Source organism: Streptomyces sp. NPDC060198, from assembly GCF_042728415.1.
Taxonomy (GTDB): Bacteria; Actinomycetota; Actinomycetes; order Streptomycetales; family Streptomycetaceae; genus Streptomyces.
This window is the reverse complement of sequence record NZ_JBHWZJ010000169.1, coordinates 1-15149: the sequence shown is the minus strand read 5'-3', so window position 1 is coordinate 15149 and position 15149 is coordinate 1. Positions and strand designations below refer to the sequence as shown.

Here is a 15149-nt window from a genome sequence, read left to right as displayed (position 1 = left end):
GCGCCCCTCTTCGCTCGTGCCCGTCAGGCGTTGCTGGCCGCCACCCAGCGCTCCAGCGCGCGGTGCGCGGCGCCGGAGTCGATGGACTCGGCGGCGGCGGTGATCTTGGCACCGATCTGCTCGGTGAGGGTGCCCTCGCCCGGGTCCAGCGCCACCAGCGCCGCCGCCGAGTTCAGCAGCACCGCCTCGCGCACCGCGCCCTTCTCGCCCTCCAGCACCCGTCGGGCGACGTCCGCGTTGTACGAGGGGTCGGCGCCGCGCAGCGCCTCGACCGGCACCAGCTCCAGGCCCACGTGGCGCGGGTCGAAGGCCTGCTCGCGCACCTCTCCGTCCCGGACCACCCAGACCCGGGAGGTCGCGGTGGTGGTCAGCTCGTCGAGCCCGTCGTCGCCGCGGAAGACGAGCGCGGAGTTGCCGCGCTCGGCGAGGACACCGGCCACGATGGGCGCCATCCTCAGGTCGGCGACCCCCACGGCCTGGGCGCGGACGTGGGCCGGGTTGGTGAGCGGGCCCAGGATGTTGAAGGTGGTCTGGGTGCCCAGTTCCTTGCGGGCCTTGGCCGCGTACCGCAGGGCCGGGTGGAACTTCACCGCGAAGCAGAAGGTGATGCCCGCCTCGGCCGCCACCTCGGCGACCCGCTGCGGGGTCAGCTCCAGGTTGACGCCGAGCTTCTCCAGGACGTCGGAGGCACCACTGGCCGAGGAGGCGGACCGGTTGCCGTGCTTGACGACCTTGGCCCCCGTGCCGGCGATCACGATCGCGGACATCGTGGAGATGTTGACCGTCTTCGCGAGGTCGCCGCCGGTGCCGACAATGTCGACCGAGGGGCCGGGCACCTCGATGGTGCGGGCGTGCTCGTACATCGCGCGCACCAGGCCGCTCACCTCGGCGACCGTCTCGCCCTTGGCGCGCAGCGCGATGGCGAAGCCCGCGATCTGCGCGTCGGTGGCGTCCCCGCTCATGATCCGGTCCATGGCCCAGGCGGTGTCGTCCGCACCGAGGTCCTGGCCGCGCAGCAGGGGCGTCAGTACGCCGGACCAGGAACGGTCCGCCGCGCTGTCGCCGCCGTTCGGGGTCGCCACGTTCATGGTCCGCTCCAAGAATCCACAGCCGGAAAGGGGGGTGCCGCTCCACCCTATCGGGGCCCGGGAACGGCGAAGAGCCCCGTCCGGCGAATGGACGGGGCTCTTGGCTGTGGCGATCAGTTCAGGCGATCAGTGGTGACCGTGGCCGCTGGTGATCTCCTTGTACTCCTCGGCGGTGGGCTTGGCGATCTGGTTGTGCTCGCCGTAGTAGCCCTTGCTGAGCTTGGCGCGCAGCTTCGTGAGGGCCGAGACCTTGCGCTCGACACCGTTCTCGTCGACCGTCGGGCCGATTTCGAGCGGCTGGTACTGCTCGTGCGCGGTGAGGGTGTGCAGCTGGCCCTGGGCGAGCGGCTCGTGGATCTCCACGAACTCACCGTGCGGCAGGCGCTTGATGAGCCCGGACTCGCGTCCGTGCAGCACCTTCTCCTTGTCCCGGCGCTGGAGGCCGAGACAGATCCGCTTGGTGGCGATGAACACCAGGACCGGCACCACGAAGAAGCCGACGCGCACGAACCAGGTGATCGCGTTGATCGACAGGTGGAAGTGCGTGGCCCAGAGGTCGTTTCCACCACCGACGAGCAGCACGAAGTACCAGCTGATCCAGGCGACACCGAAACCGGTCCGGGTCGGCGTGTTGCGAGGCCGGTCCAGGATGTGGTGCTCGCGCTTGTCGCCGGTGACCCAGGACTCGATGAACGGGTACACCGCGATCGCGGCCAGCACCAGCGGGAAGATGACCAGCGGGATGAAGACGCCCAGGACGAGCGTGTGACCCCAGAGGTTGATCTCCCAGCCCGGCATGACACGGATCAGGCCTTCGGAGAAGCCCATGTACCAGTCGGGCTGCGCGCCGGTGGACACCTGGTCGGGCCGGTACGGGCCGATGGCCCAGATCGGGTTGATCGAGGCGATCGCGGCGACGACGGAGATGACACCGAAGACCAGGAAGAAGAACCCTCCGGCCTTGGCCATGTAGACCGGCAGCAGCGGCATGCCCACGACGTTCTTGTTCGTGCGGCCGGGGCCCGCGAACTGCGTGTGCTTGTGGTAGAAGACCAGGATCAGGTGGCCCACCAGCAGGCCCATCATGATGCCGGGGAGCAGCAGGATGTGGACCGAGTAGAACCGGGCCACGAAGTCGCCGCCGGGGAAGTTCCCGCCGAACAGGAAGTACGCGAGGTACGTGCCGACGATCGGCACGGACAGGATCGCGCCCTGCATGAAGCGGACACCCGTACCGGAGAGCAGGTCGTCCGGGAGCGAGTAGCCGGTGAAGCCGGTGAACATGCCCAGGACGAACAGCAGGAACCCGAAGAGCCAGTTGATCTCACGCGGCTTGCGGAACGCGCCCGTGAAGAACACGCGCATCATGTGCACGAACATGCCGGCCAGGAAGATCAGCGCGGCCCAGTGGTGGATCTGCCGCACGAGCAGACCACCGCGGACGTCGAAGCTGATGTTCAGCGTCGAGGCGTACGCCTCGGACATCCGGATGCCCTGCATGGGCTCGTACGGGCCGTGGTACACGACCTCGTTCATGCTCGGGTGGAAGAACAGCGTCAGATACACACCCGTGAGGATGATGATGATGAAGCTGTAGAGGCAGACCTCGCCCAGCATGAAGGACCAGTGGTCCGGGAAGATCTTGCGCATGTTGGCCTTGGCCAGGCCGTAGATGCCCAGCCGGCCGTCCGCCCAGTCGGCGACCCGCTCGCCTGCGGGCGCCTTGCGCGTGGTTTCCGTCGTAGTACTCATCCGCGCTCCCAGAAGGCAGGACCGACGGGCTCTTCGAAGTCACCGAGAGCTTCGAGGTCACCCTCGCTGCTCACGCCGATCCGCAGCTGCGGAAGCGCGTGCCCGGCCGGACCGAAGATGACGCGGGCGCCGTCGGAGAGGTCGAAGGTGGACTGGTGGCACGGGCAGAGGACGTGGTGCGTCTGCTGCTCGTACAGGCTGATCGGGCAGCCGACGTGGGTGCAGATCTTGGAGAAGGCGACGATGCCCTCGTGCGCCCACTCGCGCTCGCGCTTGTCCTTGATGTCGTCCGGCTCGATGCGGATGATCATCAGGGCGGCCTTGGCGATCTGCGCCTGGAAGTCCTCGGCGTCCTCCTCCAGGCCCTCGGGCATGGCGAAGGTCAGCGAACCGACCGCGATGTCCTCGGGACGCAGAGGCTCCATCGTGTTCATGTTGATGAGCTTCTTGCCCTTGGCCCACAGCGTGGAGCGGAGCTTCTTCTCCGGCAGCGGACCGAGGTCGCGCAGCAGCACCACACCGGCGAGCGGCACCAGGGCCAGCGCGCCGAACATCGTGGTGCGGATCAGCTTGCGACGGCCGATCACGGACTCCTCGGCACCGGCCTTGAAGTCGGCGAGGACCTGCGCCTTGACCTCGGGCGTGGCCTCGATCGCGTGACGCTCGGCGGGGACCTCGACGTCGGACATCAGGGTGCGCGCCCAGTGGACGGCACCCGCGCCGATGGCGAAGAGCGCCACACCCAGGGTGAGACCCAGGGAGAAGTTCAGCGCGCTCACGTGACCGAACGGCCAGATGTAGACGATCTTGTCGACCGGGAAGATGACGTAGGAGGCGATGAACGCCACCGTCGCCAGCATGGACAGGATGAACAGGTACGCGACGACTCGCTCGGAGCGGTCGGCGGCACGTTCGTCGATGTCCTGGATGCGCGGCTTGTGGGCCGGCAGCCCCGGGTTCGCGAACGGATCGTCCGCGACCACTACCGCGCCGTGCGCGGCGTCCTGCTCGGCGAGCAGGCTCTTCTCTGGATTCTCTTCTTGGCTACTCATGACTTCTTGGCCTTAGCGGTGTGGGCCGCGACCCAGACGGCGACGGCGATCAGAAGGCCCAGACCGAAGATCCAGGCGAACAGGCCTTCGCTGACCGGTCCGAGGCCACCGAGCGACAGGCCGCCCGGGCTCTCGCTGTTGTCACCGTTCACGGTCTTGATGTACGCGATGATGTCCTGCTTCTGCTGCTCGGGCATCGTCGTGTCGGGGAAGGAGGGCATGTTCTGCGGGCCGGTCTGCATGGCCTCGTAGATGTGCTTCGGGCTCGCGCCTTCCAGGCTCGGGGCGTACTTGCCGTCCGTCAGCGCACCACCCTCGCCCGTGAAGTTGTGACACTGGGCGCAGTTGGTGCGGAACAGGTCACCGCCCTTGGCGATGTCCGCCCCTTCGGGGCTGACCTGCTTCTCGGTCGGCGTGATCGGGCCGGCGCCGAGCGAAGCGACGTACGCCGCGAGCTGGTCGATCTCGCCCTGCGAGTAGATGACCTTCTTCGCCGGAATCTGGGCGCCCGGCTGCTGCGCGGGCATCCGGCCGGTGCCGACCTGGAAGTCGACGGCGGCGGAGCCGACGCCGACCAGCGAAGGCCCGTCGGACGTGCCCTGACCACTGGTTCCGTGGCAGCTGGCGCAGCCGACGGTGTAGAGCTTCTTGCCCTCCTCAATGGGGAGGGACTGGACGGATTCGTCTGCCTGCGCCTTGCCCGCAGGCGCAAACGCGGCGTACAGCCCCCCGGTAGCCGCCAGCGCGAGGAGTAGTACGACGACGGCCGCCAGTGGATGGCGTCGTCGTGCGGAGAGCTTTTTCACGGATTACCCCGGTGTCAGGATCTTCTGCGTCGATGATGGGTGGGTGCGAGCGCCCGGTTACTTGATCATGTAGATCGTCGCGAAGAGGCCGATCCATACAACATCGACGAAGTGCCAGTAGTAGGACACGACGATGGCTGCGGTCGCCTGTTCGTGGGTGAACCTCTTGGCTGCGTATGTTCTGCCGAGAACCAGCAGGAAGGCGATGAGACCGCCTGTCACATGCATGCCGTGGAAGCCGGTGGTCAGGTAGAACACCGAGCCGTACGGGTCCGAGGACAGGGAGAGCCCGTCCGTCTTGACCAGCTCGGTGTACTCCACGACCTGGCCGCCGATGAAGATCGCACCCATGACGAACGTGATGATGAACCACGTCCGGAGCTTCTTCACGTCGCCCCGCTCCGCGGCGAAGACGCCGAGCTGGCAGGTGAGAGAGGAAAGCACCAGGATCGTGGTGTTCGTCGCGGAGAACGGGAAGTTCAGATGGTCGGCCATCTCCTTCCAGTGATCCGGTCCCATCACCGATCGCAGGGTGAAGTACATCGCGAAGAGGGCCGCGAAGAACATCAGCTCGGAACTCAGCCAGATGATGGTTCCGACGCTGGTGAGGTTCGGCCGATTGACCGACGGGTGCGCGTGCCCGGTTTCTACTGTCGTTGCTGTCGCCACGACCGACATTATGTCGGTCGCTTATCCCGCCCTCACTCCCGGGGGTGCCGTTCGGTGTGTCAGAGGGGTGTGTCCTCCCCGAACGGCCCAGTGAATCGACGTCATTAGCGGTGCTGACGGGCTGTCCGCGGGAGTACGATCCGCGCATCGGTTCATGCCCCGAGAGCCCCGACGACACAGCTGTCACGGAGGAACAATGCAGGCGACCGCCACGGTCCTGGTCTACAGCGACGACGCCAACATCCGCGAGCAGGTGAAGCTCGCCACCGGGCGACGGCCCGCGGCCGACGTCCCCGAGGTGCGGTTCCTGGAGTGTGCGACGCTGCCCGCGGTGCTGTCCGCGCTCGACGCCGGCGGTGTCGACGTCTGCGTACTGGACGGCGAGACCGCGCCCGTGGGCGGCATGGGCGTGTGCCGGCAGATCAAGGACGAGGTGTTCCACTGCCCGCCCGTACTGCTGCTGATCGGGCGCCCCCAGGACGCCTGGCTGGCCACCTGGAGCCGCGCGGACGCCGCCGTGACTCTTCCGGTGGACCCGGTCGAGTTCGCGGACGCCCTGGCCGCCCTGGTGCGTACACGGCTCCAGGTGGCGGCCGGGGCGTCCTGACACCTCTCGCACCGCCCTGCCGAACGGTCGTCCCGCGAGGCGGCGCACCTCCGGCGTCAGACCTGGGGACGCAAGCGCGCCGCCTCGACCGTGTGGGTTCCGGCCCCGGGCGTGGCGTTCCGCAGGGCGCTGCCCTTCTGCCACGCCTCCCAGGAGACGTTCCAGTCCCCGAACCCGTTGTCGAAGGGGGTCATGGTCTCCCCCTCGCTGCCGACGACCTTGACGACGTCACCCTCGCGGACGGTGTCGAAGAACCATTCGGCGTTGTCCGTGCTCATCCCGGTGCAGCCGTGGCTGACGTTGGCGCTGCCCTGCGACCCGACGGACCACGGCGCGGCGTGCACGTACTCGCCGCTCCATGTCACTCGGGTGGCCCAGTAGACCGGCAGGTCGTACGACTCCGAGGAGTCGGTCGAGATGCCGACGGTCTCGCCGCGCATCCGCACGAACGCCTCCTTCCCGAGCACGACCTTGATGCCGTTGCGGGTGGAGAAGCCGGGCTTTCCGGTGGTGACCGGAATGGTGTTGATCACTTCTCCGTTGCGGAGCACGGTCATCTCGTGCTCGGCGGCGTCGGTGATGGCCTCGATCCGGTCGCCGATGGTGATCTTGAGCGGCTTGACCTCGGCGCCGTGCAGGGCGTTGGTCACCTTGATGCCCTTGAAGTTGCTGCTCACTTCGACGGACGCCCCGGCGGGCCAGTACTCCTGGGGCCGGAAGTGCAGGATCTTGTCGTCGACCCAGTACCAGGAGCCGGTCACCGCGGGGGTGGAACGGACCTTGAGGGAGCGTTCGACGGTGGCCCTGGCAGCCTTGTCGGTGACCGGAGCGCTGAGTTCCGCCGTGATGGGCTGTCCGACCCCGTACGTGCCCGTCCGCGGGCCGAAGGAGACGTTCAGGAGCTTCTTCGGGGAGGTGGTCTCGAAGGAGAGCGTACGGCGGCCGGGGGCCCCGTCCTCATCCTCGGTGGTGACCCTCACCTCGTACCGCGCGCCGGCGGCGAGCGGGGCGGTGGAGTGCCAGCGCTTCCCGTCGGCGGCGAGCTCGCCGGCCAGACGGCGACCGGTGCTGTCCGCGGCCGTCACATCGGTGATGCGTCCCTCGTCACCCTTGACGGTGACTTCCAGTGGCTTGTCGGGGTCGGCCTTCCCCTGCGGGGCGTGGCCGTTGAAGGAGACCTGGTCCGCCGCGTCGAACGGCTTGGCCGAGAGCGGGTGACCGTCGGGTCCTCCACAGGCGGTCGCACCGGCGGCCAGGGTCACGACCAGCAGGGTGCAACTCACTGCGGAGCGGGTACGCGGCGTGTCGTTCATGAACCCACGCTAAGAAGATTCATCCGATCCAGCGCGTTGTACGACTGCAAACGAGCGAGGGGCCCGACCGCTCCAGCCGAGCAGTCGGGCCCCTCGCGAGGTGTTACGGGTAACGCGGTGTCACTGGGTGCGGTTCTCACCGCGGTAGTACTCGAAGACCCAGCCGAAGAGGCCGATGGCCAGCATCGGGGCCGAGAAGTACGCCAGCCACCAGCCGAAGGCGATGCTCATGAAGAGCAGTGCGCCACCGATCGCCAGCGAGAGCGGCTGCCAGCTGTGCGGGGAGAAGAACCCCACGTCGCCGGCCTCGTCGGCCACGTCGGCTTCCTTGTTGTCCTGGGCCATCTGGTCGACTCTGTTGGCCGTGAAGGCCAGATAGAAGCCGATCATCATGGAGAGCCCGAAGGCCAGGACGAGGGCGGTGGTGCCGACCGGCTCCTTCGACCACACGCCGTACGTGACGGCCATGATCAGGATGAAGACGCTCAGCCAGATGAACAGCTTGCCCTGGATCTTCACTTGCCTGCCTCCTTACCACCGGCGAGGACCTTGTCGGCCTCGGAGTGGTGGCCGAGCTGCTCCAGCGCGGCGATCTCCGGGTGGTGCAGGTCGAACGCCGGGGATTCGGAACGGATCCGCGGCAGGGTGATGAAGTTGTGGCGCGGGGGCGGACAGGAAGTGGCCCACTCCAGCGAACGGCCGTAGCCCCACGGGTCGTCGACCTCGACCTTCTTGCCGTACTTGGCGGTCTTCCACACGTTGTAGAAGAACGGCAGGATCGACAGGCCGAGCAGGAACGAGGAGATCGTCGAGATCGTGTTCAGCGCGGTGAAGCCGTCGGCCGCGAGGTAGTCCGCGTAGCGACGCGGCATGCCCTCGGCACCGAGCCAGTGCTGTACCAGGAACGTGCCGTGGAAGCCCACGAACAGCGTCCAGAACGTGATCTTGCCGAGCCGCTCGTCCAGCATCTTGCCGGTGAACTTCGGCCACCAGAAGTGGAATCCGGCGAACATCGCGAACACCACGGTGCCGAAGACGACGTAGTGGAAGTGCGCGACGACGAAGTACGAGTCCGAGACGTGGAAGTCCAGCGGCGGCGAGGCCAGCAGGACACCGGTCAGACCACCGAAGAGGAAGGTGATCAGGAAGCCGATCGACCAGAGCATCGGCGTCTCGAAGGAGAGCGAGCCCTTCCACATCGTGCCGAGCCAGTTGAAGAACTTCACACCGGTCGGTACCGCGATGAGGAACGTCATGAAGGAGAAGAACGGCAGGAGCACGCCGCCCGTCACGTACATGTGGTGCGCCCACACCGTCACGGAGAGACCCGCGATGGCGATGGTGGCCGCGATCAGGCCGATGTAGCCGAAGAGCGGCTTGCGGCTGAATACGGGGATCACTTCGGAAATGATTCCGAAGAACGGCAGCGCGATGATGTACACCTCTGGGTGTCCGAAGAACCAGAAGAGGTGCTGCCAGAGCAGTGCGCCGCCATTGGCCGCGTCGAATACGTGGGCCCCGAATTTTCGGTCCGCTTCCAATGCGAAGAGCGCGGCGGCGAGAACCGGGAAGGCCAGCAGGACCAGGACGGCCGTCAGCAGGACGTTCCACACGAAGATCGGCATCCGGAACATCGTCATGCCGGGCGCGCGCATGCAGATGATCGTCGTGATGAAGTTGACCGCGCCGAGGATCGTGCCGAAGCCGGAGAAGGCCAGACCCATGATCCACATGTCGGCACCGACACCCGGCGAGCGGACGGCGTCCGACAGCGGGGAGTAGGCGAACCAGCCGAAGTCGGCGGCGCCCTGCGGGGTGAGGAAGCCTCCCACCGCGATGAGCGAACCGAAGAGGTACAGCCAGTACGCGAACATGTTCAGCCGCGGGAACGCCACGTCGGGCGCGCCGATCTGCAGCGGCATGATCCAGTTGGTGAAGCCGGCGAACAGCGGCGTCGCGAACATCAGCAGCATGATCGTGCCGTGCATCGTGAACGCCTGGTTGAACTGCTCGTTCGACATGATCTGCGTACCCGGACGGGCCAGCTCGGCGCGCATGAAGAGCGCCATCAGTCCACCGATGCAGAAGAACGCGAACGACGTGACCAGGTAGAGCGTGCCGATCGTCTTGTGGTCAGTGGTGGTCAGCCACTTGATGACGACGTTTCCCGGCTGCTTGCGCCGTACCGGCAGCTCATCCTCGTACGAGTCGTCTGCTGCCGCGGCACCCTGAGGTTCGTTGAGGATGCTCACAGTTTGTTGGTCTCCGCATTCCTGGCGGGGTCAGTCTGCTCGATGCCTGACGGCACGTAGCCCGTCTGCCCCTTCTCCGCCAGCTCCTTGAGGTGCTGCTGGTAACGCTCGGGAGAGACCACCTTGACGTTGAAGAGCATCCGGGAGTGGTCGACTCCGCAGAGCTCGGCGCACTTGCCCATGAAGGTGCCCTCCTTGTTCGGAGTCACCTCGAACGCGTTGGTGTGGCCCGGGATGACGTCCTGCTTCATGAGGAACGGCACCACCCAGAAGGAGTGGATGACGTCACGCGAAGTGAGGATGAAGCGGACCTTCTCGCCCTTCGGCAGCCACAGGGTCGGACCCGGGTTGCCGGTCTGGGGATTGCGCGTGCCCGGGATTCCCGCGTCGTAGACGCCGCCGGCGCCCTTCGGGAAGTCCGCGAGGTAGCGGTCGGGGATCGAGGAGAGCTCCTCGGGCGTCTTGGTGGTGGACGGCGAGCCGTCCACGTCCTCGACGTAGTTGAACGCCCAGCTCCACTGGTAGCCGACCACGTTGATGTTGTGGACGGGCTTGGTGGAGAGGGTGAGGAGCTTCGATTCATCGCGCGCGGTGAAGTAGAAGAGCACCGAGACGATGATGAGGGGGACCACTGTGTACAGCGCCTCGATGGGCATGTTGTACCTGGTCTGCGGAGGTACCTCTACCTTGGTCCGGCTACGCCGGTGGAAGACGGCGCTCCACAGGATCAGCCCCCAGACGAGGACACCCGTGGCGAGCGCTGCCGCCCACGAGCCCTGCCAGAGGGAGAGGATCCGAGGGGCCTCTTCCGTTACCGGGGTAGGCATACCGAGGCGAGGGAAATCCTGCCAGTTGTACGAACAACCGGAGGCCGTCGCCAGGACCAGGCCCGCAGTCAGCACCTGCGGCAGCTTCCGCCGCATCGGGCGCCGCGACGAGCGGTCGGAGCCGTTGGGACTCACGTAGCGCCTTCCCGAGAGTCTCGCCCGCTACGGTCGGCGCGCCCGTATGTCTCTGGTCGGTCGCCGCCCTGTCGCGGGCAGGGGTTTGGATGTTTATGCGGACCAAACCCTACTGGACGCTATTTGGGGTCGCGCGGGGAGGGTGCCCAACGCGCCGTCCGACACCCCGAAGGGGTGGAATCCCGGCTTCCGGGGCTCATCTGACGTTCCCTTTCCTGGTTCGCGGGTGGCCGCCACCGGCGACGGCCCGGCTGCGGGCTAGCGTGGCCGGGTGCCCTACTTCGACGCCGCCTCCTCCGCCCCCCTGCATCCCGTGGCCCGTCAGGCCCTACTGGCGTCCCTGGACGAGGGCTGGGCCGATCCCGCCCGGCTCTACCGGGAAGGGCGGCGGGCCCGGATGCTGCTGGACGCCGCCCGCGAAGCGGCGGCGGACGCGGTCGGCTGCCGCCCGGACGAGCTCGTTTTCACCCCTTCGGGGACGGCCGCGGTGCACGCGGGAATTGCCGGAGCTCTTTCGGGCCGTCGGCGTGTCGGCCGCCGCCTGGTCGCGTCGGCAGTCGAACACTCGTCGGTGTTCCACGCCGCGGCCGCGCACGAGGCCGCCGGCGGGTCCTTCACCGAGGTGCCGGTGGAACGGACCGGAGCGGTGGATTCCGCGGTGTTCGGGGCCGCCCTGCGCGAGGACACCGCGCTCGCCTGCCTCCAGTCCGCCAACCACGAGGTGGGCACCGAGCAGCCGGTGGCGGCCGTCGCCGCCCTCTGCCGGGAGGCGGGGGTCCCCTTGCTGGTGGATGCGGCGCAGTCGCTGGGGTGGGGGCCGGTCGCGGACGGCTGGTCGCTGCTGACGGCGAGCGCGCACAAGTGGGGCGGACCGGCGGGCGTCGGACTGCTGGTGGTGCGCAAGGGGGTCAGGTTCGCGCCCCAGGGCCCCGCCGACGAACGGGAGTCGGGGCGGTCGGCCGGCTTCGAGAACCTGCCGGCGATCGTGGCCGCCGCCGCCTCGCTGCGCGCGGTGCGCGCCGAGGCGGAAGCGGAGGCGGCGCGGCTGCGGTCGTTGGTGGACCGCGTCCGCGCGGAGGTGGCGGCCCGGGTGCCGGACGTGGAGGTGGTGGGCGATCCGGGGCGGCGGCTGCCGCACGTCGTCACCTTCTCCTGCCTCTACGTCGACGGGGAGACCCTGCTGCACGAACTGGACCGGGCCGGTTTCTCCGTTTCGTCCGGTTCGTCCTGCACCAGCAGCACGCTGACGCCCAGCCATGTGCTGAAGGCGATGGGGGTGCTCTCGGAGGGGAACGTCCGGCTGTCGCTGCCCGCGGGCACGGCCGCCTCGGACGTGGAGCGCTTCCTCGACGTGCTGCCCGGGGTGGTCGCCGGGGTCCGGGAGCGCCTCGGAGTTCCGGTGGCCGACGCGTCCGCCGGGCCCGCCGGGTCCGCCGCCGTCGAGCCCGCCGCCTCGCTCGTGGTGGACGCGCTGGGCCGGCGCTGCCCGGTCCCGGTGATCGAACTCGCCAAGGTGATCGGCGACGTACCGGTGGGCGGCACGGTCACGGTGCTCGCCGACGACGAGGCGGCCCGGCTGGACATCCCGGCCTGGTGCGAGATGCGGGAGCAGGAGTACGTGGGCGAGGAGCCGGCGGAGCGGGGCGCGGCGTACGTGGTCCGCAGGCTGAGCTGAGAAGACCTGAGGGCCGTACGGTCCGGCGGGAACCGGACCGTACGGCAGGCCGCGGGCTCAGGCGAGGTGCGTGCGGACCTCGTCGGCGGCCTCGTGGCCGTACGCCTTGGCGAAGCGGTCCATGAAGCGGGAGCGGCGCAGGGTGTACTCCTGCGTGCCGACCGTCTCGATGACCAGGGTGGCGAGCATGCAGCCGACCTGGGCGGCGCGCTCCAGGCCGACGCCCCAGGCGAGGCCGGAGAGGAAGCCGGCGCGGAAGGCGTCGCCGACGCCGGTCGGGTCGGCCTTCGTCTCCTCGTCGGGGCAGCCGACCTCGATGACCGGCTCGCCCACGCGCTCGATGCGCACTCCCCGCGCGCCGAGGGTGGTGACCCGGTGGCCGACCTTGGCCAGGATCTCCTCGTCGGTCCACCCGGTCTTGGACTCGATGAGCCCCTTCTCGTACTCGTTGGAGAAGAGGTAGGTCGCACCCTCCAGCAGTATCCGGATCTCTTCGCCGTTCATCCGGGCGATCTGCTGGGAGAAGTCCGCGGCGAAGGGGATGCCCCGGGAGCGGCACTCCTCGGTGTGGCGGAGCATCGCCTCCGGGTCGTCGGCGCCGATGGAGACGAGGTCGAGGCCGCCGAAGCGTTCGGCGACGCTGTGCAGCTCGATCAGCCGGGCCTCGCTCATGGCGCCGGTGTAGAAGGAGCCGATCTGGTTGTGGTCGGCGTCCGTGGTGCAGACGAAGCGCGCGGTGTGCAGCACCTCGGAGATGCGGACCGATCCGGTGTCCACGCCGTGCCGGTCGAGCCAGGCGCGGTACTCGTCGAAGTCGGATCCGGCGGCGCCCACCAGCACCGGGGAGGTGCCGAGCTGACCCATGCCGAAGCAGATGTTGGCCGCAACCCCTCCCCGGCGCACGTCCAGGGCGTCGACCAGGAAGGAGAGGGAGACCGTGTGCAGCTGGTCCGCGACGAGCTGGTCGGCGAAGCGGCCGGGGAAGGTCATGAGGTGGTCGGTGGCGATGGAGCCGGTGACTGCGATACGCACGGGAGGCTGCTCCTGCGGGGCGGGGAGACGCGTGAGCGTTCCGGGACGGCGTGACACCTCACGCTACCCGTTCACGTACCGAGTACCGATGGGACGAAACTACCCGATAGTAGGTCTTTCTACTCAGTGGGATCGGTGCGTACGGTGCGGATATGCCCACACACAGCGTCGTGACCGAGACCGAAGCGAGCCTGGCCGATCTGAGGGGTGACTGCGTGCGGATGGCGCCGCACTGGGTCGTTCCGCCGAAGACTGCCACGCCACCCGTCGCGCCGTCCCTGATTCACGGAGTCACGGTGCCGCCCGCCTCCGCGCGGCTGATCGAGGCGACTGAGGAGTACGGCGGCTGACTCCCTTGTCCGGGAAGGCGGTTGACGCCCCGGCTGCGGGCGGGGCCCGCCGGGAACCGATCGCCGCTCCGCCCCGTCACACCCCCGTCCCCCTTCCCGGGGACGGGGTGGGAGCGTCCGCCCCGGACGCGACGGCGAAGGAGCGTTCCTGTGAGCATCGAGCGACCGGACGAGAACCCGGCCCGGCGGCGGCCCCCGGCCCTGATCGGCGCGGTGGTGGCCGCCGTGGTGCTGGCCGGCGGAGGCGGCGCCTGGTGGGCGGCCACGGCGGACGGCGGAGGCGGAGGGAAGAACACCGCCGCGGCACCCGTCTCCCCGACTCCGACTCCGACTCCCCTGAGCATCTCCGGACCGGCCGACCGGACCGATCCGCCCGCCCAGGGCATCGCTCCGGGTGAGCCGGCTCCCACGGGTGTGATCTACCTCGCCGGCGGCGAGCTCCCCGAGGGCCCGGCGACGGCGCAGGTGCGCCGGACCGCGGCCACCGTGTCCCTCGCCGACGCGACCCGATTGGCCCGGGCGTTCGGCATGCCGGGCACCCCGGCGTCGCAAGGCGGCTACTGGCGACTGGGCGCGGACGGACCGGAGCCGCACCTCGAGGTCTCCCGGACGGCGCCCGGGACGTGGACGTACCTGCGCGGCACCGGCGGCCTCTCCCCCTGCCCGTCCGACTCGGTGTGCGCCGACGGCCCCTCGGGCACGAGCCCGGTGAGCCCCGGGGCGGCGAGGGCGGCGGCCCGGCCGGTGCTGGACTCCCTGGGCCTGGGGGACGCGGCGCTCACCGACGGCGGGCTGCTGGGCGCGCTGCGGGTGGTCGGCGCCGATCCGGTGGTGGACGGGCTTCCCACCCACGGCTGGTCCACCGATGTCCGGGTGGGGCCGGACGGTGCGGTGGCCGGCGCCTCGGGCCGACTGGTGCTGCCCGGGGCGCAGGATCGGGATGCCGCTTATCCGGTGGTGGGCGCGCGGGCGGCGCTGGCGGCGCTGAACGCCGCGCAGGGGGCCGCGACCGCGCCCGCCTGCGCCACGGCCGTCCCCCTGGACGGCGGGGACGGCGGACCGAAGACGGCGGGACCGGAGTGCGTACCGTCCTCGGGGCGCACCGCGCCGCCGACGCCGATGACGGTGGAGAAGGCGGTGTTCGGGCTCTCGGCGCAGTCCGTGGACGACGCGCCGGCCCTGGTGCCGTCCTGGCTCTTCACCGTGCGGCCGGAGGCGGGCGGCGCCGTCTCCACGGTCGCCCAGGTCGCCGTCGCCCCCGCCTACCTGGAGGCCCCGTCGGCTTCGCGGCCGGCCCGCGGCGTGACGCCGCTTTCGTACACCGAGCACGGGCGGACGCTGGAGGTGGCGTTCTGGGGCGGCGTGTGCGGCACCTACTCGGCGAGCGCCGAGGAGGACCGTACGGAGGTCCGGGTCACGATCACCGAACCGCGGCCGGAGCCGGGAACGGCCTGCGTGGCCATGGCCGAGAGGGTGACCGTCCCGGTGGCCCTGGACGCTCCGCTCGCCGGGCGGACCGTCCTGGAGACGGCATCCGGCAAGCCGATTCCCCGCGGGTAGGCACCGGAACGTACGAAGGCGGCCCCGGAAT

Annotated in this window: 14 protein-coding genes; 4 read left to right on the top strand and 10 right to left on the bottom strand. The window is 69.1% G+C overall.

All coding sequences use genetic code 11. The annotated features are described in order from the left end of the window. Positions 1–23: 23 nt before the first annotated feature. The 5 genes from trpD to ACFWEP_RS20585 all read right to left on the bottom strand — a co-directional run bounded on the left by trpD (position 24) and on the right by ACFWEP_RS20585 (position 5376). A complete protein-coding gene (gene trpD / locus ACFWEP_RS20605; RefSeq protein ID WP_387371729.1) occupies positions 24–1088 on the bottom strand; it encodes an anthranilate phosphoribosyltransferase in 1065 nt (354 codons plus the stop codon). A gap of 126 nt (positions 1089–1214) precedes the next feature. Further along, positions 1215–2840 carry a cytochrome bc complex cytochrome b subunit gene (locus ACFWEP_RS20600; RefSeq protein ID WP_387371728.1) on the bottom strand — a complete coding sequence of 542 codons (1626 nt, stop codon included), beginning with the start codon at positions 2838–2840 and terminating at the stop codon, positions 1215–1217. Continuing rightward, on the bottom strand, positions 2837–3892 hold the full coding sequence (locus ACFWEP_RS20595) for a Rieske 2Fe-2S domain-containing protein (RefSeq protein WP_387371727.1): 1056 nt from the start codon (positions 3890–3892) through the stop codon (positions 2837–2839). Before ACFWEP_RS20595 ends, ACFWEP_RS20600 begins: the two co-directional genes overlap by 4 nt. Next, positions 3889–4698, bottom strand: coding sequence for a c-type cytochrome (locus ACFWEP_RS20590; RefSeq protein WP_387371726.1), 810 nt, complete (start codon positions 4696–4698; stop codon positions 3889–3891). Before ACFWEP_RS20590 ends, ACFWEP_RS20595 begins: the two co-directional genes overlap by 4 nt. 57 nt (positions 4699–4755) lie before the next feature. Continuing rightward, positions 4756–5376, bottom strand: coding sequence for a heme-copper oxidase subunit III (locus tag ACFWEP_RS20585; protein ID WP_266703481.1), 621 nt, complete (start codon positions 5374–5376; stop codon positions 4756–4758). A 187-nt stretch (positions 5377–5563) separates the two neighbouring features. Between ACFWEP_RS20585 and ACFWEP_RS20580 the strand changes: the two genes are divergently transcribed. Beyond that, entirely contained in the window at positions 5564–5974 is a 411-nt protein-coding gene (locus ACFWEP_RS20580) for a hypothetical protein (RefSeq protein ID WP_328722142.1), read from the top strand. A 56-nt stretch (positions 5975–6030) separates the two neighbouring features. On the opposite strand, the gene ACFWEP_RS20575 is transcribed toward ACFWEP_RS20580, so the two are convergent. From ACFWEP_RS20575 to coxB, 4 genes are all read right to left on the bottom strand, one after another. After that, positions 6031–7287, bottom strand: a complete 1257-nt coding sequence (locus tag ACFWEP_RS20575; protein ID WP_387371725.1) for an Ig-like domain-containing protein — start codon at positions 7285–7287, stop codon at positions 6031–6033. Between the two features lie 120 nt (positions 7288–7407). Further along, the gene (locus ACFWEP_RS20570; RefSeq protein ID WP_328722140.1) at positions 7408–7806 is read right to left on the bottom strand and encodes a cytochrome c oxidase subunit 4; all 399 of its coding nucleotides are present in this window, start codon (positions 7804–7806) and stop codon (positions 7408–7410) included. Next, a complete protein-coding gene (gene ctaD / locus ACFWEP_RS20565; RefSeq protein WP_266703489.1) occupies positions 7803–9539 on the bottom strand; it encodes a cytochrome c oxidase subunit I in 1737 nt (578 codons plus the stop codon). The genes ACFWEP_RS20570 and ctaD overlap by 4 nt, the downstream gene beginning before the upstream one ends. Continuing rightward, positions 9536–10501: a cytochrome c oxidase subunit II gene (gene coxB, locus ACFWEP_RS20560; RefSeq protein WP_328722139.1), complete on the bottom strand. Its 966-nt coding sequence runs from the start codon at positions 10499–10501 to the stop codon at positions 9536–9538. Before coxB ends, ctaD begins: the two co-directional genes overlap by 4 nt. A 271-nt stretch (positions 10502–10772) precedes the next feature. On the opposite strand from coxB, the gene ACFWEP_RS20555 reads away from it, so the two are divergent. Beyond that, positions 10773–12176: a cysteine desulfurase/sulfurtransferase TusA family protein gene (locus ACFWEP_RS20555; protein ID WP_387371724.1), complete on the top strand. Its 1404-nt coding sequence runs from the start codon at positions 10773–10775 to the stop codon at positions 12174–12176. A 57-nt stretch (positions 12177–12233) separates the two neighbouring features. Here ACFWEP_RS20555 and ACFWEP_RS20550 read toward each other — a convergent pair whose 3' ends face one another. Beyond that, a complete protein-coding gene (locus ACFWEP_RS20550) occupies positions 12234–13208 on the bottom strand; it encodes a carbohydrate kinase family protein (protein ID WP_387371723.1) in 975 nt (324 codons plus the stop codon). A 152-nt stretch (positions 13209–13360) separates the two neighbouring features. Between ACFWEP_RS20550 and ACFWEP_RS20545 the strand changes: the two genes are divergently transcribed. Then, entirely contained in the window at positions 13361–13558 is a 198-nt protein-coding gene (locus ACFWEP_RS20545) for a hypothetical protein (RefSeq protein ID WP_387371722.1), read from the top strand. 150 nt (positions 13559–13708) lie between these two features. Further along, on the top strand, positions 13709–15118 hold the full coding sequence (locus tag ACFWEP_RS20540) for a hypothetical protein (RefSeq protein WP_387371721.1): 1410 nt from the start codon (positions 13709–13711) through the stop codon (positions 15116–15118). Positions 15119–15149 lie beyond the last annotated feature (31 nt).